General features: G+C 66.4%; 20 protein-coding genes and 1 riboswitch. Of the genes, 12 read left to right on the top strand and 8 right to left on the bottom strand.

The features are described 5' to 3' along the window. Positions 1-85 precede the first annotated feature (85 nt). Positions 86-1,285 (bottom strand): cytochrome P450, encoded by a 1,200-nt coding sequence (locus tag CI41S_RS07375; protein WP_139858119.1) that lies wholly within the window; start codon positions 1,283-1,285, stop codon positions 86-88. Between the two features lie 109 nt (positions 1,286-1,394). Here CI41S_RS07375 and CI41S_RS07370 point away from each other — a divergent pair, with 109 nt between their 5' ends. From CI41S_RS07370 to CI41S_RS07360, 3 genes are all read left to right on the top strand, one after another. Then, positions 1,395-2,123: a TetR/AcrR family transcriptional regulator gene (locus CI41S_RS07370; protein ID WP_139858117.1), complete on the top strand. Its 729-nt coding sequence runs from the start codon at positions 1,395-1,397 to the stop codon at positions 2,121-2,123. A 195-nt stretch (positions 2,124-2,318) separates the two neighbouring features. Continuing rightward, positions 2,319-3,200, top strand: coding sequence for a DMT family transporter (locus tag CI41S_RS07365; RefSeq protein ID WP_139858115.1), 882 nt, complete (start codon positions 2,319-2,321; stop codon positions 3,198-3,200). Positions 3,201-3,313: 113 nt separating this feature from the next. Continuing rightward, the gene (locus CI41S_RS07360; protein WP_244626420.1) at positions 3,314-3,457 is read left to right on the top strand and encodes a hypothetical protein; all 144 of its coding nucleotides are present in this window, start codon (positions 3,314-3,316) and stop codon (positions 3,455-3,457) included. Positions 3,458-3,493: 36 nt separating this feature from the next. Here CI41S_RS07360 and CI41S_RS07355 read toward each other — a convergent pair whose 3' ends face one another. Then, entirely contained in the window at positions 3,494-3,733 is a 240-nt protein-coding gene (locus tag CI41S_RS07355) for a hypothetical protein (protein ID WP_139858113.1), read from the bottom strand. Between the two features lie 189 nt (positions 3,734-3,922). On the opposite strand from CI41S_RS07355, the gene CI41S_RS43320 reads away from it, so the two are divergent. Continuing rightward, on the top strand, positions 3,923-4,111 hold the full coding sequence (locus CI41S_RS43320; RefSeq protein WP_139480272.1) for a hypothetical protein: 189 nt from the start codon (positions 3,923-3,925) through the stop codon (positions 4,109-4,111). Next, positions 4,077-4,271, top strand: a complete 195-nt coding sequence (locus tag CI41S_RS07345; RefSeq protein ID WP_139480271.1) for a hypothetical protein — start codon at positions 4,077-4,079, stop codon at positions 4,269-4,271. Before CI41S_RS43320 ends, CI41S_RS07345 begins: the two co-directional genes overlap by 35 nt. A 188-nt stretch (positions 4,272-4,459) precedes the next feature. After that, positions 4,460-4,520: riboswitch (Fluoride riboswitch) on the top strand. A gap of 406 nt (positions 4,521-4,926) precedes the next feature. On the opposite strand, the gene CI41S_RS07335 is transcribed toward CI41S_RS07345, so the two are convergent. After that, a complete protein-coding gene (locus CI41S_RS07335; protein WP_139858109.1) occupies positions 4,927-5,181 on the bottom strand; it encodes a hypothetical protein in 255 nt (84 codons plus the stop codon). A 201-nt stretch (positions 5,182-5,382) separates the two neighbouring features. Between CI41S_RS07335 and CI41S_RS07330 the strand changes: the two genes are divergently transcribed. The 4 genes from CI41S_RS07330 to CI41S_RS43315 all read left to right on the top strand — a co-directional run bounded on the left by CI41S_RS07330 (position 5,383) and on the right by CI41S_RS43315 (position 7,574). After that, on the top strand, positions 5,383-5,604 hold the full coding sequence (locus CI41S_RS07330) for a hypothetical protein (RefSeq protein WP_139480269.1): 222 nt from the start codon (positions 5,383-5,385) through the stop codon (positions 5,602-5,604). Between the two features lie 68 nt (positions 5,605-5,672). Further along, positions 5,673-6,353, top strand: a complete 681-nt coding sequence (locus tag CI41S_RS07325; RefSeq protein ID WP_139858107.1) for a transglutaminase-like domain-containing protein — start codon at positions 5,673-5,675, stop codon at positions 6,351-6,353. A 124-nt stretch (positions 6,354-6,477) separates the two neighbouring features. Then, positions 6,478-7,407, top strand: a complete 930-nt coding sequence (locus tag CI41S_RS07320) for a DMT family transporter (protein WP_139858105.1) — start codon at positions 6,478-6,480, stop codon at positions 7,405-7,407. A 29-nt stretch (positions 7,408-7,436) separates the two neighbouring features. Next, positions 7,437-7,574, top strand: coding sequence for a hypothetical protein (locus tag CI41S_RS43315; RefSeq protein ID WP_172627939.1), 138 nt, complete (start codon positions 7,437-7,439; stop codon positions 7,572-7,574). 11 nt (positions 7,575-7,585) lie between these two features. Here CI41S_RS43315 and CI41S_RS07315 read toward each other — a convergent pair whose 3' ends face one another. Beyond that, complete coding sequence (locus CI41S_RS07315; RefSeq protein WP_172627938.1) at positions 7,586-8,536, bottom strand: helix-turn-helix transcriptional regulator; 951 nt, start codon at positions 8,534-8,536, stop codon at positions 7,586-7,588. Between the two features lie 429 nt (positions 8,537-8,965). On the opposite strand from CI41S_RS07315, the gene CI41S_RS07310 reads away from it, so the two are divergent. Beyond that, positions 8,966-9,895, top strand: a complete 930-nt coding sequence (locus tag CI41S_RS07310; protein WP_139858100.1) for a helix-turn-helix domain-containing protein — start codon at positions 8,966-8,968, stop codon at positions 9,893-9,895. A 65-nt stretch (positions 9,896-9,960) separates the two neighbouring features. Here the strand turns inward: CI41S_RS07310 and CI41S_RS07305 are convergent, their stop codons facing one another. Continuing rightward, a complete protein-coding gene (locus CI41S_RS07305) occupies positions 9,961-10,881 on the bottom strand; it encodes a catalase (RefSeq protein ID WP_139858098.1) in 921 nt (306 codons plus the stop codon). Positions 10,882-11,259: 378 nt separating this feature from the next. On the opposite strand from CI41S_RS07305, the gene CI41S_RS07300 reads away from it, so the two are divergent. Continuing rightward, on the top strand, positions 11,260-11,649 hold the full coding sequence (locus tag CI41S_RS07300) for a hypothetical protein (protein ID WP_139480263.1): 390 nt from the start codon (positions 11,260-11,262) through the stop codon (positions 11,647-11,649). Between the two features lie 16 nt (positions 11,650-11,665). On the opposite strand, the gene CI41S_RS07295 is transcribed toward CI41S_RS07300, so the two are convergent. Together CI41S_RS07295 and CI41S_RS07290 are read right to left on the bottom strand one after the other, a co-directional pair. Further along, entirely contained in the window at positions 11,666-12,736 is a 1,071-nt protein-coding gene (locus CI41S_RS07295) for a mandelate racemase/muconate lactonizing enzyme family protein (RefSeq protein ID WP_139858096.1), read from the bottom strand. A gap of 2 nt (positions 12,737-12,738) precedes the next feature. After that, positions 12,739-13,614 (bottom strand): fumarylacetoacetate hydrolase family protein, encoded by an 876-nt coding sequence (locus tag CI41S_RS07290; protein WP_139858093.1) that lies wholly within the window; start codon positions 13,612-13,614, stop codon positions 12,739-12,741. Positions 13,615-13,721: 107 nt separating this feature from the next. Between CI41S_RS07290 and gtdA the strand changes: the two genes are divergently transcribed. After that, the gene (gene gtdA, locus CI41S_RS07285) at positions 13,722-14,768 is read left to right on the top strand and encodes a gentisate 1,2-dioxygenase (protein ID WP_139858091.1); all 1,047 of its coding nucleotides are present in this window, start codon (positions 13,722-13,724) and stop codon (positions 14,766-14,768) included. A gap of 459 nt (positions 14,769-15,227) precedes the next feature. Here gtdA and CI41S_RS07280 read toward each other — a convergent pair whose 3' ends face one another. Further along, a complete protein-coding gene (locus CI41S_RS07280; RefSeq protein ID WP_210242624.1) occupies positions 15,228-16,412 on the bottom strand; it encodes an FAD-dependent oxidoreductase in 1,185 nt (394 codons plus the stop codon). Between the last annotated feature and the right edge of the window lie 140 nt (positions 16,413-16,552).

Below are 16,552 nucleotides of genomic sequence, written 5' to 3'. Positions count from 1 at the left end.
GAACTGACGTAGGCTGGTCAACTACAGCCGGCGTGCCGCAAGGTGCGCCGGTTTTCTTTGTGCTGCGCGTGGCGCACGAATGGTCCTATTTCGGCGTCACGCGGACCGGCATCGTGCTGAGCGCCCGCAGGCCGGTGCTGTCGCGCAGCGCCACGTCGCCGGTGATCTCGATCTGCTTCACGCGCGCGGCGAGCGCTGCGATCACCGCCTCGGCCTCCAGCCGCGCCACCATCTGGCCGACGCAGCCGTGAATGCCGACGCCGAAGCCGACATGCCCGGACAGCCGCCGCGTGATGTCGAACCGGTCGGCCTGCTCCCAGCGCGTGTCGTCGCGGTTGGCGGAGGCGAGCAGCAGCAGCACCTTCTCGTGTTGCCCGATCCTGACGCCGGCGATCTCGGTCTCGTGCGGCGTGGTGCGGAACACGAACGGCGCCGGCGAATCGAACCGCAGCGTCTCGTCGAATGCCGCGCGCGCCAGCGAGGGGTCGGCGACCAGCAGTGCCCACTGGTCGGGATGGCGTGCCAGCGTGTACAGCGCCATGCCGATCGCGCTGATCGTGGTGTCGAGCCCGGCCGACAGCATCGAGCGCACCAGCAGCTGCGCTTCCTCCGCGCTGATCTCGCCGGCATCGGCCGCCTCGTAGACCTGCGCGCCAAAACTGCCCGGCCGCAGCGCCTCGCGCTGGCAGCGCGCCGCGACCCATGGCAGCACGCGCGGCGCCTGCGCCATCAACGCGCGAAAATAGTCGTTCTCCGGCCCGAAGCCGGCGAACACCATCGCGCCATAGGTCAGGAAATTCTCGCGGCCCTCCTGGTCGATGCCGAGCGCGTCGGGAAACACGCTGACCGGAAACACCTCGGCGAGGTCGCCGATCGCATCGAACGATCCGCGTTCGACCAGGCCGTCGACCAAGGTGGCCGCCTTGGCCTTGAAGTCGTCCGCCAGCCGCCGCATCGCGCCCGGTGACAGGATCCGCGCCAGCACCGCGCGGGTGCGGGTGTGCAGCGGCGGATCGGCCTCCAGCACGATGCTGGGCGGCCGCCACGGCTTTTCCTTGAAATGGTTGGCGAGCCCGGCGCCGCCGGCGTTACTGAAATTGACGTGGTCGCCGAAGATCGTCTTGACCTCGGCGAAGCGCGGCACCGCCCAGATGTCGTACTTGGTCAGGCGAATGGCCGGCGCCGCGGCGCGCAGTTCGGCGTAAGTGCCGTAGGGATCGGCCCGCGCCGCCGGGCTGAACGGATCGAAATCGCTGCGGACAACCTCACCGGCAAGACTGCTCATCGGATCCTCCCGTCTGGTCACAGTTAATTGACCATAGTCAATTAACTGTGGCTGGCAAGGGGCTGGGTTGCCATTCGGACGGGCACGCGGCATGGAGGCGCGAGGGAGCATGGCAATGTCGATCGCGGAGCGATCAAGCGGCGGACGGCGGTTTCAACGCCGGGCACGGCAGGAGGCCGACAAGGAGGCGCTGAAGGCGCTGATCCTCGATACCGCGCGCAAGGCGTTCGCCGAAGGCACGCTGGAAACGGTCTCGATCCAGAGGATCGCCGATGCCATCGGCTACTCGAAGGGCACCGTCCTCAAATATTTTCCGACCAAGCTGTTGCTGCTGCTCGCGGTCAAGCAGCAGAACCTCGAGGCGGTCGCCGAACGGCTGGAGCGGATCCGCGCCAACACTGCCGACAGCGATCTGCGGCTGCGGCGCGTGATGGAAGCCTATCTGGATTACTGGGCCGACAATCCCGATCACTTCCGCTCGCTGTTCTCGATGTCGGGCACCATCGAGGACCGCCGCTTTCCCGATGGCGTCTATTTCGGCGAGACCGAGATCGCCCGCCGCAGCAACGAGCTGTTCGTGATCTCGGTGCGGGAATTTCTGGCGGCGCATGGCGCCGAGCCTGCGCCCGGCCTGCCGCAACGGCTGGCGACCGCGCTGCTCGCGGCGGTTCATGGCGTGGTCGCGCTGACGCTCGGCACGCCGACCATGAAGCTGCCCGACATGCGCGGCACCGGCCGCCTCTTGATCGCGAGCCTGATCGACGCCTGGGTCGCCAGGCTCGCCACCGCCCGGACAAGCGAGAGCTGGCCGCGGATCACGATCGGCACGTTTGCCTGACGGCGCCCTCACGAGGCCGTTCGCGCGTTTGGAGCGTTTTCCAGCGAAGTGGATACCGGTTCGCGTCAAGAAAACGCGTCAAAACAAGAATCCAGAGCTCCGTTCCGATTCAATCGGAACGGAAATAGCTCTGGCGCGGTGGAGCATGCGCCGTGCGGCGTGGAATCGCGCATCTCGGCCTGCTAAGCGCAGGCCATGGACACGACGCAACGCGACCGATCGATCGGTTTCCTCTGCCTGGTGGTGACGGCGTTCGGCTGGGCGCTGAACTGGCCGCTGATGAAGCTGTTGCTGCAGCAATGGCCGCCGCTGTTCGCGCGCGGGCTGGCCGGGACCTGCGCCGCGCTGATCCTGGGCTCGCTGGCGCTGGCCCGCGGCCAGTCGCTCGCGGTGCCGCGCGAGGCCGTTCCGCGGCTGCTGTTCGCCTCCTTCACCAATGTCTTCGCCTGGATGGGCTTTGGCACCATGGCGATGAAATTCGTCAGCGTCGGCGAGGGCGCGCTGCTGGCCTACACCATGCCGATCTGGGCGATGCTGTTCGCCTGGCCGGCGCTCGGCATCCGCCCGGCGCTGCGCGACTGCGCCGCGCTGGTGCTCGGCACAGCCGGCGTGGCGCTGTTGCTCGGCGGCGGCGGCTTTGCGTTCAGCGCCGACAAGCTCACCGGCATTGCGCTGGCGCTCGCCTGTGCCACCCTGTTCGCGCTCGGCAATGTCCTGAACCGCAAGCCGCTGCCGATGCCGCCGCTCACCGTGGTGGCCTGGCAGGTCGGCATCGGCTGCCTGGTGATGCTCGTGCTCGGCGTTCTGTTCGAGCAGCCGAATTACACGGCGATCACGCCGTTCGGCCTGTTCTGCCTGACCTACATGACGCTGATGCCGATGGGCATCTGCTATCTCACCTGGTTCGAGACGCTGCGCCGGCTGCCGCCGACCTCCGCATCCACAGGCATGCTGCTGGTGCCGGTGATCGGCGTGATCTCGGCCGCGATCATCCTCGGCGAGCCCTTGGGGCTGCGCGAGATCGGCGCGATGGTGTTGACGCTCGGCGGCGTGACGCTGGCGCTGCAGCGCGCCTGATGGCGCCAGGGGAGCGGTTATCATAATTGCGTCGTCCTGGCTTTTGCCAGGACGGCGGGGCGGGTCGGAACCGGGATCGGCGCGGCGCGTTCTTCTGAAAAGGGAGTTTGGCCATGCGCAAGGCGATCGCGCAGCTTGATGCGGAGCAGAAGGCGCAGCTGCTTTATCTCGCGGATCTCGGCACCGCGATGTTTTCATCGGCGCTGGTGGTCAGCGTCCTGAAGGGCATCATGGACATGTTGGTCGGCGCGGCCTGAGCCTGCGCCATCCCGAACCATCGTCCGTGCGGACGGTCAATCCTCGGACGCAGCCGGCTCCGTGTGGCCTTCGGGGCCCCGATCGAACACCCCATAGTCACTGGATTTCACCCCGGCCTTGGCATCGGTGGCCTCGCCGCCTAGCCCGAGCTTCAGCAGTTCGCGGATCGCCGCGGCGCGCGTCGGCATGCGGTGCTTGAAGCGAAAATCGTCGACGGCAGCCAGTTCCTCAGGCGAGAGCATGACCTGGAGACGCTCGGCGCGAAGCTCACTCATCGCAGATCACCCAGATTGAGCCAGTTGAGTAATTTAATATTTTGCTCAACGAGCCAAGTCGCGTCGGGTTCCTCAAGCTCCGACAAAAACGTCAAACGAGTAAAATTAACAAGCAAAATCAATAATTTAACTGATGTTCCCACGGAACGAATTGTCGCGTCACGGCTTGTTTATGCGGGAGGACACGACATGCCTCATGACATGCCTCACGAGATCAACCTGCCGCGCAAACTGTCCGAGGAACCGGACGCGCCGAAGCCGAAGCGGCCAAGCCACGCGCGGGTCATTGAGCAACTGGACCGCTGGGCCAACAGCCCCGGTCTCCAACCGCCAAAGGTGGACGATGCAGAAGACGATTCAAAAGCGGAAGCGATCTGAGCCTCACACGTTCGAGCAGCGCCTCGACGAACATCGCGCGCGGCTTGAAGGCGAACTCGCGCGGCTGCCGGAGGGCGACGCGCGCAATTCGGTGGCCGCACGCATCGAGCAGTTGCGGACCGCAATGGAACTGAATGCGATGCTGTCGGGCAACGCGTGATCTATTCTCCACGCGCGTAAAGCCGGCATCAACTGCCTTGCAGCGGCGGGTGCACTTGCTCCCGCCGCTGCGGTGCCTAGAGCATGATCCGGAAAAGTGTGAAGCGGTTTTCCGAAAAGATCATGCTCAAATAAAGAGCTAAAGCGCGATGATGATTCAACCTGATCTCATCGCGCTTTAGCATCTCCGGTGTTGATGGGGATGGAGTTCCCCGATAACCGCCGCAAGGCTGATGACTCCTACCGTCGGCATCTGCGGCGGCTTCACCACCTTCTCAACCTTCTCGCTCGATGCAACGTGCTGATGCAGCGCGGCGAGCTATGGGCGGCCACGAGCTACATCGCAGCGTCCATGGCACTTTCGATCCTCGCGTTGTTCGCCGGCTATTGCTGGTGCGGGCGCTTGCGGCGTAGCGCGCCGTTTCATCCCGGTGCGAGTGCCTGCGAGCCTCGAGGGATCGACGGCCCGCCTGCCGGCCATCGCCGCCTCGAGGCACGTCCAGCGGCACCTTGGCACGATTTCGGAATAATAAAATAATACCGCTGATTTGCCCGACGTGTCAAGTTGCCGTGGCGAACGCCGGCCGCCGGCTACTTTGCATGGGGTTGTTTTTCGGGATTTGGCCGTGCGCGCCCGTTGAACGGCCCGCGCGCTTCTAATCCGTCGCCCGCCGCCCGGTGCGCGGGTTCAGCGGCGCCGTCGGCGGCCGCCGCAATCCCTCGGGCAAGAAATCCTCGCCGCGTTTCGGCGACGCCCAGGCGCGGACGTCGGCGGCCCATTGCGCGCGTTCGTGCGGCGTCTGGTCGTCGTTGAACGTCCGCCTGACGTCGAGCCCGCCAACGGGGTCATTGACGCCGTTCCGGCTGGCGGGATGGTCGACACCGGCATGGATATCGCTGGAATTGCCCATGATCGGCCTCCGCGCTCGTTCCTTCCCGAAGTCAACGTGGCCCGTTCCGCTGCCGTTCCAAAAAAGTGAAGGGCCGGATGCGCGGTTCTGCGGTCGGAATCCTTGGCGTCGGCGGGACCAGCCGGTAGGATGGAACCCGGTTGGAAACCAGGCCCGAGGGGCCTGGAGGTCCCAGGAAAGTGGAAAGGGAAAGTCCAGGGGATGAAATACGTCGACGTCGCGGTGATCGCAGCCACGCTTTGGCTGCTGGCGTCGATGGTGCTGGACATCCTGACGCCCGCGTCCATCAGCGCGCCCATGCTCGCGATCGCGCTCGCGCCGCCGTTCCTGATCGGGGTGGCGATCCATTTCGCGCGCGAATATCTCAAGGCGAAGCGGCGCAGCTACCGGCCGCCGCAATGGGACGAACGTTTTCGGAACTAGCGCATGATCCGGAAAACGGCGTGCAACTCCCGCATTGAACCGCGCGGGTGACTTGGTAGTCTTGCGCCATGACCGACATGCTCCCCGCCACCATCAGCCGCCTTTACACCGAGCCCGCCGAATATATCGACAGCGACCATCCCGCGGTCGAGGCCTTCGCGCGCGCCGCCGTCCCCGCCGATGCCGGCCCGCGCGATAAGGTAGCCAGGCTTTACACCGCGGTGCGCGACGGCATCCGCTACAACCCCTATGTCAGCATGCGCCGGCCGGAGAGCTTTCGCGCCTCCAGCGTGCTCGCCGCCGGCAACGGCTATTGCGTCGGCAAGGCCGCGCTCTACGCCGCCGCCTGCCGCGTTCATGGCATCCCGGCGCGGGTCGGCTTTGCCGATGTCCGCAACCATCTCACCACCGAGAAGCTACGGGCCAGCATGGGCACCGACCTGTTCACCTGGCACGGCTTCACCGAGGTGTTCGTCGACGGCGCCTGGCGCAAGGCGACACCGACCTTCAACGACACGCTGTGCGCCAAGCTCGGCGTCGCGCCGCTGGATTTCGACGGCCACGCCGATGCGCTGCTACATCCGTTCGACGGCGCCGGGCGCGCCTACATGCAATACGTCAACGACCACGGCAGCTATCACGACGTCCCGGCCAAATTCCTGATGCGCGAGATGGCGCGCGAATACGCCAACATGCAGGGCGAGGATCTCTCCGGCCGCGACATGGAGCGCGAGGCGGCGGAGCAATGACCGCAAGAGCGGTGCGCTCCCTCGCCCCGCTCTTGCGGGGCGAGGTGAGGCGGAGCCTGACGCTCGACTTTCCAAATCGTCAGCCGAGATCGAAATGGCGCATGATCGTTAGGGCAGGACGTTGATGGACGCGAAGCTGCCGGAGGCCTCCAGTGCAAAGCCGCCCGCCGCCGGCTGGCAGGATGCCATCGCCCTGATCGGGTTCATTCTGGTCGCGACCGGGCAGGCCTCCAACCAGGTGCTGGCGCGCGGCCTCGCTGGCTCGGTGCCGCCGTTCTCGCTGGCGTTCTTCCGCTGGAGCATCATCGCGATCGGGCTCGCGCCGTTTGCGCTCGCCGCGATCCGCGAGGGCAAGATCCCGCTGGCGCAGAACGCCTGGCCGATCCTGGTCGCGGGCTTTCTCGGCATGTTCCTGTGCGGCGGCCCGGTCTATGTCGCCGGCATCACGACGACGGCGATCCACATCGCGCTGATCTTCGCGCTGTCGCCGATCATGGTGCTGTTGATCTCGGCCGCGCTCGGCATGGAGCATATCGGCCCGCTGCAATGGCTCGGCACCGGCCTTGCGCTGTCAGGCGCGCTCCTGATCGTCTCGGGCGGCCATCTGGAGACGCTGACCCAGTCGAGCGCGGCTTGGGGCGACCTTTTGGTGGTGTTCGCGATGCTCGGCTGGTCCGGCTACACGCTGATGCAGTCGCGCGTCTCTCCCGGCGCCTCGCTGCTCGCCCGCGTCAGCCTGTTCTCCGCCGCCGGCGCGCTGTGCTCGCTGCCGATCGCGATCCACGAGATGTGGACCATGCCGGCGGCAGTCTTCAATACCAGGGCCTACGAAGCCTATGTGTTCGCGGGCCTGGTGCCCGGCCTGATCGCCTATGCCGGCTTTGCCTGGCTCGGCGGCAAGTTCGGCTCGGTGCGCACGTCGCTGGTGCTCTACGTCGCCCCGATCGCGAGCGCGCTGCTGTCGTGGATCATCCTCGGCGAACCGCCGCGGCTGATCCACCTGGTCGGCGGCATGCTGATCCTCGGCGGCGTCTGGGCCAGCTTGCGGAAGTAGACCCCGGCTCTATCTGGAAGCCGTGAACGATGGAGAGGACGCTGAAACGCTGGGACGATTGGAGCCGGAGCGATCATGCCAAAATCACCGCAGGGGCGGTTAGCGCCGTCGTCGCGACAGGCATGCTCTTTATGATCATCCTCGCGGTGGCGATCGCGATCCGCTAGTCCTGCCGCGGCTAGCGCATGCGGCGGCGCCAATCGGTCGGGGTTTCACCCGTCAACCGCTTGAACGCCGCGGCGAACGCGGTTTGCGAGGCGTAGCCAAGCTCGGCCGCCACCGACACGATCGACGTGTCGGGATCGCGCAGCATGTTCATGGCCTGCTCGAGCCGGTGCTGGCGCAGCCAGGCATGCGGCGAAAGTCCGGTGCTCTCCTTGAAGGCGCGGCAGAAGTGGAAACGCGACAGGCCGGCATCCGACGCCAGCGCCGCGAGCGAGACGTCGGCATCGCTGTCCGAGCGCAGCCGTTCGATGGCGCGCAGCAGCGTCTTCGGCGCGAGGCCGCCGGTGGCCGGCCGGGGCGTCGATGGTGCGCCGGTGTGCGCGGCCAGCAGCCGGGTGGCCAGCAGGTCGGTCAGTTGCTGCCTGAACAGCGTATCCAGCGCCTCGGTGCCATCGATGACGTCCGCGGCGCTGATCAGCAACCGGGAGGTCACCGGGTCGGGATGCGCGGTCCGCTCCAGCAGATCGATCGGTGCGGCGATGTCGGCCTCGTCGGCGACGCGCGCCAGCGTCTGGTGCGGAAGATAGAGTTGAACGACGTCGACCGGCTTCGGAATGTCCCAGCGGGAGCTCGAGCCTTCCGGAATGATGATCACGACCCCGGGGCGAAACGTCCCGATCGCAACCTGTCGTCCGGTCCGCCGCTCCATGTGCTGAACCGTGCCGTTGTAGGCCATGATGACGTGGTGGGTCATCGGCTCGACGATGTCGTGCAACGGTTCATGTTTCCAATGCGCGATTCCGGCGCCGGAGGTGTCCAGCGCCATGCGGAACGGTGTGGTCCCGAGCACGCGCGCCATCTCGGCATCGGCGTGGCGATGCTCGTTGTTGGGCGTGGCGGCCTGAGGCGCCTCGTGTGCGCCCGGCAAATTTTCCGCGGCATCGTGCCGGTTCGGCTTGGTCATGAGCTTGTGCTCGCAGTGAGAGGACATGCACGCGGCGCCGTCGGGCATGGCTTCTCGGGCTGGCGCGAAGTCTGTCGCTTCGTGCGAGCGGGGCATGTCGGTCGGCGCGGCGAGATTGCGCCGGGTGTTCTAGGCGCGGAGAATTACGGGGTCTTTCCCAAAGCCGGCCCGTTTTGCCGGAATCTGCTTCGAGCAACGGGTGCGGCATCTTGGCTCGCCGAAGTCCGTCAGCATCGCCGGGCGATCCGCGTGCGGCGGTCGCGGGGGCACGTTGAAATCGCTGTGAAAATTGTTCCGCCGCGCCCTGTCACAATTGCCGCGCGCGAAACGTCAAAGCTGGACCATCGAGTGCCTATCGCGGATAATGGCGGTGACCGCGTACAGGCCATGAGATCAGCCGCGCAGTCCTCACGGATGAGATCAGTCTCCATGCTTCAGCCGGGCAACTTCGGACAGAGGGTCGGGCAGTATCTGCACATGCGCGACGCGCCGGCCTCGCTGGTCACCCGTTCGCTGCGCGGCGCCGAGCTCGCGGCGACCGAAGCCTGGGATCACAACCCGGTGCCGGGTCTGTCCGGCTCGCTCGCCGACGATGCCTATCTCGTCAGCCTGAAACTACAGGATTATCCGGAGTGCGAACTCTGGGAGAACGGCAAGTGCGTCACCAAGACCGACGTGCGAACCGGCACGACGTACCTCTACGACCTCAAGCGCGATCCGCGCTATGTCATCGACAAGCCGTTTCACTCGGTTCACTTCTATCTGCCGCAGTCCGCGCTCGACGGCTTCGCCAGGCAGGCCGGCGAGCGGCGGATCGACAAGCTCGTCTGTCAGTTCGGCACCGGCCACGACGATGCGGTGATGCGCCACATCGGTGCGGCCTTGCTGGAAGGGCTGCGCCGGCCGGCCGAGACCAATCAGCTTTTCATCGACCACATGATGCTCGCGTTCACCGCGCACATTACCCGGACCTACGGCGGACTGCAGCGCGACGGCCAACTGGCCCGCGGCGGTCTCGCCCCCTGGCAGCTCAGGCGGGCCTGCGAGCGACTCGAATCCGACCTCGGCGGCAGCATGTCCTTGCAGCAGATCGCGGCCGAGCTCGGGCTTTCGGTCAGCCACTTCTCGCGCGCGTTTCGAATCTCGACCGGCCTGCCGCCGCACCAATGGCTGCTGCGCCAGCGCATCGAGGCAGCCAAGCAGTTGCTGGCGGTGCGCGACCTGGCGCTGGCCGAAATTGCGATGTCGGCGGGGTTTGCCAATCAAAGCCACTTCACGCGGGTGTTTTCCGCCGCCGTCGGCGTCAGCCCCGGCGTCTGGCGCCGCGAGACCTACGGCGGGCCCGAGCCCGAGACCTGATCAGCCACGCCTGCCCAGGAGCATGATGCGGAAAAGTGTGAAGCGGTTTTCCGAAGACACCATGCTCAAACAAGGAGCTTCAGGCCATAGGCCGTGCTGCGTGCCGCAAAAATCTCGTCCGGCGGAGGGCCGATGCCCTCGGCGAGGTTGGCCGGATCGAAGCTTATGGCGTCGCAGGCGTCGTTCGGTGCAATGCGGGTGATCACGATCGTTCCCAGCCGCACCGCCTCGCGATGGTCTTCGTCCGGCCACCGGATGGTGACGTCCATGACCGGATCGCCGGGACGGTCGAGCAGCGCCATCAGGCTGAACCGGACATCGCCCGCGGCGATCCGGATTTTGAGATCGTCATGCAGGAAGTCGGCGGGCTGCGCCCTGGCCTCGTCCTCGCTCAGGACGAGATCGCCGCCGACCGGGCTGACCTTGAACTTGATGAACCGCGTCTCGCCCTTCGCATTGGTTGCCGGGAAGGCGTGCACGCCCCAATAGGTCGTGCCGGCAAAGCTCGCGGTCGGCGGCCGCGCGCTGACATGGTCGGCCTGATGCAGCGTCTCGGGATTGGCGGCGGAGAATGCCGCGACCTTCGCCGGATCCGGATTGCCGTCCGGTCCCGGCATGCGCACCTCGAGGAAGCCCAGCATCTGCGCGAGCGTTCTTGCATAATGCACCGGCGCGCTCTGGGTCAGGATATCCGAGCGGTGACCATTGCTGCCGAGCCGAAAGCTGAAGCCATGCAGCATCCGCCGGTCGGCGTCGGCCGCCCCTGAATTACCGCCGTCCACCGCGAAGCGCCCCAGCACCCGGCACGGCGTCGTGAAGCTGCGGGACTTGGTGATCTCGCTCGCCCGGTTCGACGGCAGATAGGTGCCACGGACGCATTGGCCACTGGCAAAGCTTGCACGCGCGTCCGATGGCCCATGGCTTGGCGCCCTCATCGCTTCGACGATGGACGCTGGCGTGACGGTACGGGTCGGAGGCTTGGGCATGGCAGCAACGGTGGCGCAACCGACGGCGCGCCGCCCCAGTGCGATTGATCCGGTTGCAGCGCGATTGCTGATTGATGCGTGCAGGCGAGGTCTTGCTGGCGTCCGAGGTGGGGGTGGCAGCGCAACGGGCCAGTGCCGCGCGCAAAAAAGCAGGGCGCGACCGGCATCACCACGGTCGCGCCCTACGTCACCGGTCAATGGGGCAGGGGGAATAACCGGCTGCCGAAATGACTCCGATCCCCCCGGACTCGTTCCGCGCGGGTGAAAATTATTTTTGTACACGGTTAAGTGATGGCGGGGCGCGAGAACCCCAGCGGATTTGTTCGCGTTGTGTCCGGGATCGCCAAGGGAATTCTTCACGGGGCGAGGGACATCACCATGTCACAGATTCAAAAGGGAATTCTCGTCGTGCTTGCGGCCGGCGCCACGCTCGGCGCGGTCCAACTCGCGTCCGGCCATGACCTTGTCGGCGGCCGGCTCACCGCGACCGCCGTCGCGCCGGAGAGCGCCGTCAACCGTGCCGCGAAGGCCGACCGCGCCGCGGTTCCCGCAATCGCCCTGAAGAGCCAGACCGTTACGCTCAAGCCCGGCGGTCTGCCGGACACCTCGGTGCTGATCCGTGTTCCCGCCAAGGAAGAGGCGCGCAACCGCCCGGCGACGCCAGCGCGTGCCAAGCCCGGCGACGTCCGCAAGGTCGCCTGCGAGCCCGTCGTCAGCGTGCTGACCGACGTCGCCAAGCTGCTGCAGCCCGGCCGCTGCATCACCTGACGGGACTGCTGCCCGACTAACCCTTCAGAAGCTGCTCGCTCAAGCCGGATAGGCGCAGGCCATGTCCGGCTGATTGCGTCATCGTCGCGCATCCCGACCGGAGGTCGGGCCAGCCATCGAACAGCGGTTCCAGCAGCGGAAAGTCTTCCAGCCAGGTCACTGCGGGCGAGGCCGCGGCGAGATGGACGAACAGCCCGTGCAGGAAGTGCGGGCTGACCGCAGTGCCGAGCGCCTCGGCCATCACGCAGATGTCCATCACGGGGGTCAGGCCGCCGATCATCGCAAGATCCGGCTGCACGACGCCGAGCGTCCCGGACTGCATCATGGCGAGCAGCTGCCGATGATCCTGGGCGTGCTCGCCGGCCGCGAGCGTCACGAGGCCGGCGGCGTCGAGCCGCGCGTAGGAGGCGGCAAGCGACCACGGCAGCGGCTCCTCCACGAATAGCACGCCGTGGTCGCGCGCGAGCTGCAGCAAGCGGCGCGCCGTGAACAGATCGCATTTTTCGTTGGCGTCGGCCATCAGCGCGACCTCGTCGCCGACCGCGGCCCTGACCGCGGCGATGACCTTGGCATCCTTCGCGGCGCCCGCGACCCGCGGCTTCACCGCGCGCAGCCCGCGCGCCACATGGCTTGATGCAGCCTCAGCTGCCTCTTCCGGCGCCTGCTGGGTGTTGAAGCCGCCGCTGCCATACACCGGCACCGCGCGCGGCTCGCCGCCCATCGCGACGCCCAGCGGCACGCCGCAGCGTCGCGCATGCAAATCCCACATTGCGACATCGATGGCGGCGAGCCCGATCAGGTTGGGGCCGGGCCCGCTGCGGTTGAAACTGGCGGCAATGCTCCGCCATGTCGCGCGCGGCGGAGCAGGGATTTTTGCACGGACGAAGCGCGCGAGCTGATCCTCCGCCGCCAGCAGCGCAAGCTTGCCGTTGCCGCCGAGCACATAGGAGAAGCCGAGACCTTCCGCGCCGTCGGCATCGGCGAGCTTTACGATGATGACGTCGACCGCGGCGACCCCGGAGCCGCCGACCGCGCGATCGAGCTGGAAAGTGAACAGCTCGGCGGTCGCCCGTTCGATCCGCGCCATGGTCAGGCGGCGGAGCGTTTGCGCGACGAGACGACCCTGACCTGCATGGTGCCGAGACCGGTCACGCTGCTGGTCACGAGATCGCCGTCGACGACGGGGCCGACGCCTTCCGGCGTGCCGGTCATGATCACATCGCCCGGATAGAGCCGGTAGCCGGCCGACGCGTAGGCGATCAGCTTTGGGATGCTGAAGATCAGCGCCCTGGTGTTCGACGACTGGCGTTGCGTGCCGTTGACGGCGAGCGATAGGTCGAGATTGCCGGGATCGGCGATTTCGTCCGCCGTCACCAGATAGGGCCCGAGCACGGTAAAGCTGTCGTAGGATTTGCGCCAGCTGCGGTCCTCGGTGCCGCGCACCGACATGTCGAGACCGATGCAATAGCCGAACACATAGTCGAGCGCGTCGCGCTCGCTGACTTGCGAACACTCCTTGCCGATCACGGCGACGACCTCGACCTCATGATCGATCCGCCGCGCGAGATCGGGCAGCACGATGCCTTCGCCGGCGCCGACCACCGAAGTTGATGACTTCAGGAACAGCCCGTAATGGTCGATCGTCTTGATGTCGCTGCCGAAGTTCACGCCGGTATCGGCCTGCGCCTCGGCGAGGTGCAGCGCGTAGTTGACCGGTGCGGCGATCACCTTCGATGCATTGGCGACCGGGCTCAGCAGCCGCACGCTCGAAAGCGGATAGCGCCGGCCGGTCGTCATCGCTTGCTCGATCGCGCCGCGCAGGCCGGCAAAGTTGCGGATCAGATGGTCGCCGGGCGCGAGCGGCCAGCTCAGCTGCGGCAACGCTGCGAGCGCTGCGCTGACATCGACGACATCGTCGCCGGCCACGACGCCCAGCCTGTCCTCGTTGAAACGGCAGATCCTCATGCGCATTCCTCCCGCGTGATGACGGCGCCGCAGCAGCGCCGGCGTTGACCGATGCCAAATAGATAGTATACTGATTATTAGTATACAACATATTTCGGAGTGAGACGATGACCGCAGAGGGAAGCGACCGCCGCGCCGCCTATTACGCCCGCGTTGCGCAGAAACACATGACGCCGCTTTGGACCATCATGTCGGAGGCGGTGCCCGACGAGCCGCGGCCGCGTTTTGCGCCGGCGTTCTGGGATTACGACGCCGACATCAGGCCGAGCCTGATCGAGGCGGCGGACCTGATCTCGGCCGAGGAGGCGCAGCGCCGCGTGCTGGTGCTGAACAGTCCGAGCCTGCCGCGCGGCGCGACGCACACGCTATTCTGCGCGTTGCAGCTGATCAAGCAGGGCGAGGTCGCGCCGGCGCATCGCCACACCCAGTCGGCGCTGCGCTTCGTCGTCGAGGGCAGCGGCGCCTACACCGCGGTGAACGGCGAGAAGACCGCGATGTCGCCCGGCGATTTCATCGTCACTCCGGCCTGGTGCTGGCACGATCACGGCAAGGAGAGCGACGGCATGATGATCTGGCTCGATGGGCTCGACATCCCCTTCGTCAATCATCTTGGCGCAACCTTCGGCGAGGATTATGAGGCGCCGCGCTATCCCGAGCAGCGTCAGCCCGACGACTCCGCCGCCCGCTTCGGCGCCGGCCTGCTGCCGGTCGACGCGCCGAAATCCAGCCTGCACTCGCCGGTGTTCAGCTATCCCTACGCCCGCGCGCGCGAGGCGCTGGAAAAGCTGCGCCGCGGCGGCGACTGGGATTCCGCGCACGGCATCAAGCTGAAATACGCCAACCCGCTCAACGGCGACTACGCCTTGCCGACGATCGCAAGCTTCCTCCAATTGCTGCCGCAGGGCTTTCGTTCGCTGCCCTATCGCTCGACCGAGGGCGCCGTGTTCGTCGTCGCCGAGGGTAGCGGCCGCGTCAAGATCGGCGACCAGCTCTTTTCCTTCAAGAAGAACGACATCTTCGTTGCGCCGAACTGGACCTGGTATTCGTTCGAGACATCAGAGGACGCAGTCCTGTTCAGCTATTCCGATCGCGCCGTGCTGGAAAAGGTCGGCCTCTGGCGCGAGCAGCGCGGCAACGGACCGGCGGGGCACTGAGGGCTGGTCGCTGCTGTTTGCCCCGTCATCCCGAGGAGCCGCGAAGCGGCGTCTCGAAGGATCGGCTGCTAGCAGCCGGGCCGATTCATCCTTCGAGGCTCGCCGAAGAGGCTCGCACCTCAGGATGACGGGGAGATGGGTGCTTGTGCATCCACTCTCCAGTGCCGTCCTTGCGAAAGCAAGGTGTGCGCTACTGCTAGTCCCGTCATCCTGAGGTGCGAGCCCTTGCGAGCCTCGAAGGATCGACGGCCCGGCTTCCTCCCTGCGGCGTCAGCGGGGCCGATTCATCCTTCGAGACGCGCGCAAGTGCGCGCTCCGCAGGATGACGGTGATGGATTTTGGCGTGGCCTAGCCCCGTCATTGCGAGCGGAGCGAAGCAATCCATGCCTCAGCTCGGGGAGGGATGGATTGCTTCGTCGCTATCGCTCCTCGCAATGACGAACGCATCTCCTCGCCCCCTCACCCAATCGGCAGCCCCGCTGGGCTCGACACCGCGTGCCCATACAGCCAGTTGACGTAGCGGAAATCGTCGCGGGCGGTGGTGGCGAGCAGCGCGTTTCTTGTCAGCTGGTTGGCGGCGTCGGCATGGATGATGTCGCCGAAGATGCGGGCGTTGGTCTGCACGCGCGCGGTGCGCGGCGCCCGCAACGCTTCGTAGGCGCGGAAGGCGTCCTCGATGCGGTCGCCGTGCGTCGTGACCTGCTCGGAGAGGCACACCGCGTCTTCCAGCGCCTGGCAGGCGCCCTGCGCGAGATATTGCAGCATCGGATGCGCGGCGTCGCCGAGCAGCGCGATCCGCCCCTTGACCCAGCCGCGCGCGGGCGCGCGGTCGTACAGCCGCCACCGCCGGGCGCGGCCGACGGTCGGGATCGCGCGGCGCACATGCGCGCAGGTCCAGGCGTAGCACTCGTCCAGCTCGGCCGAGATCTTTGCCGGATCGCTGTCATCGGCGCCGACAGGCGTCCTGAACACTGCAACCTGGTTATAGAGCTCGCCGCGCCGTACCGGGTATTGCACGAGATGGATCTCGTGGCCGGTCCACAGCACGACATTGTCGAGGCCGGCATGTTCCGACATCTCGGTCATCGCCACCGCGCCGCGATAGGCGACGTAGCCGGAATCGATCGGCTCGCCGTCGTCGATCAGTTTGCTCCGGATCACCGAGCGGATGCCGTCGGCGCCGATCACGGCCTCGGCCGCCAGCGTGCGGCCATCCGCGCAGCTGACGATGATGCCGTCGCGCTCATCCGCGACGCCAACGACGTCGCACGCCGTGTTGAGCGAGATCGCCGGATTGGCCCTGCAGCCGTCGAGCAATGCCTGATGCAGATCGGTGCGGTGCATCACGAGGTAGGGATAGCCGTAGCGGTCGCGAAACGATGTTCCAAGGTCCAGTTCGGCGATCTGGCTACCGTCGGCGATGTCGCACATCGTCAGCCGGCCCGGAAACACCGCCGAACGATGCACGGCGTCGAGCACGCCGAGCTGGTCGAGCATCCGGCTGGCGTTCGGGCCGAGCTGCAGGCCGGCGCCCACTTCGCCGAACTGCGGCGCCTTCTCCAGCACGGTGACCCGGTGCCCCGCTTTGGCCAGCCCCAACGCGGCGGCCAGCCCGCCAATGCCACCCCCGACGACGACGATCATGCCGCTCTCCCAATTAATCAGTATACGGATTGACATAATACTGATCAGTTGTCAGATTGCAATCTGTTGATGGTCGCTTCGGTTCTTTCGCGGGAGGTGAGACGCCGTGCTACAACACGATCAAATCGCAACCGCGTACC

Origin of the sequence: Bradyrhizobium ivorense (assembly GCF_900696085.1) — a bacterium.
In the GTDB taxonomy this organism is placed as follows: Bacteria; Pseudomonadota; Alphaproteobacteria; order Rhizobiales; family Xanthobacteraceae; genus Bradyrhizobium; species Bradyrhizobium ivorense.
Note: the sequence above shows the minus strand (reverse complement) of the source record. Positions and strands in the feature narration are given on the sequence as shown.

Coding starts and splice junctions, on each gene's coding strand:
- gtdA (WP_139858091.1), top strand. CDS start 13,722: ATGACCGCAGAGGGAAGCGACCGCCGCGCCGCCTATTACGCCCGCGTT.
- CI41S_RS07330 (WP_139480269.1), top strand. CDS start 5,383: ATGAAATACGTCGACGTCGCGGTGATCGCAGCCACGCTTTGGCTGCTG.
- CI41S_RS43320 (WP_139480272.1), top strand. CDS start 3,923: ATGCCTCATGACATGCCTCACGAGATCAACCTGCCGCGCAAACTGTCC.
- CI41S_RS43315 (WP_172627939.1), top strand. CDS start 7,437: ATGGAGAGGACGCTGAAACGCTGGGACGATTGGAGCCGGAGCGATCAT.
- CI41S_RS07315 (WP_172627938.1), bottom strand. CDS start 8,536: ATGACCAAGCCGAACCGGCACGATGCCGCGGAAAATTTGCCGGGCGCA.
- CI41S_RS07345 (WP_139480271.1), top strand. CDS start 4,077: ATGCAGAAGACGATTCAAAAGCGGAAGCGATCTGAGCCTCACACGTTC.
- CI41S_RS07335 (WP_139858109.1), bottom strand. CDS start 5,181: ATGGGCAATTCCAGCGATATCCATGCCGGTGTCGACCATCCCGCCAGC.
- CI41S_RS07365 (WP_139858115.1), top strand. CDS start 2,319: ATGGACACGACGCAACGCGACCGATCGATCGGTTTCCTCTGCCTGGTG.
- CI41S_RS07295 (WP_139858096.1), bottom strand. CDS start 12,736: ATGGCGCGGATCGAACGGGCGACCGCCGAGCTGTTCACTTTCCAGCTC.
- CI41S_RS07290 (WP_139858093.1), bottom strand. CDS start 13,614: ATGAGGATCTGCCGTTTCAACGAGGACAGGCTGGGCGTCGTGGCCGGC.
- CI41S_RS07325 (WP_139858107.1), top strand. CDS start 5,673: ATGACCGACATGCTCCCCGCCACCATCAGCCGCCTTTACACCGAGCCC.
- CI41S_RS07370 (WP_139858117.1), top strand. CDS start 1,395: ATGGCAATGTCGATCGCGGAGCGATCAAGCGGCGGACGGCGGTTTCAA.
- CI41S_RS07360 (WP_244626420.1), top strand. CDS start 3,314: ATGCGCAAGGCGATCGCGCAGCTTGATGCGGAGCAGAAGGCGCAGCTG.
- CI41S_RS07305 (WP_139858098.1), bottom strand. CDS start 10,881: ATGCCCAAGCCTCCGACCCGTACCGTCACGCCAGCGTCCATCGTCGAA.
- CI41S_RS07300 (WP_139480263.1), top strand. CDS start 11,260: ATGTCACAGATTCAAAAGGGAATTCTCGTCGTGCTTGCGGCCGGCGCC.
- CI41S_RS07355 (WP_139858113.1), bottom strand. CDS start 3,733: ATGAGTGAGCTTCGCGCCGAGCGTCTCCAGGTCATGCTCTCGCCTGAG.
- CI41S_RS07280 (WP_210242624.1), bottom strand. CDS start 16,412: ATGATCGTCGTCGTCGGGGGTGGCATTGGCGGGCTGGCCGCCGCGTTG.
- CI41S_RS07320 (WP_139858105.1), top strand. CDS start 6,478: ATGGACGCGAAGCTGCCGGAGGCCTCCAGTGCAAAGCCGCCCGCCGCC.
- CI41S_RS07310 (WP_139858100.1), top strand. CDS start 8,966: ATGCTTCAGCCGGGCAACTTCGGACAGAGGGTCGGGCAGTATCTGCAC.
- CI41S_RS07375 (WP_139858119.1), bottom strand. CDS start 1,285: ATGAGCAGTCTTGCCGGTGAGGTTGTCCGCAGCGATTTCGATCCGTTC.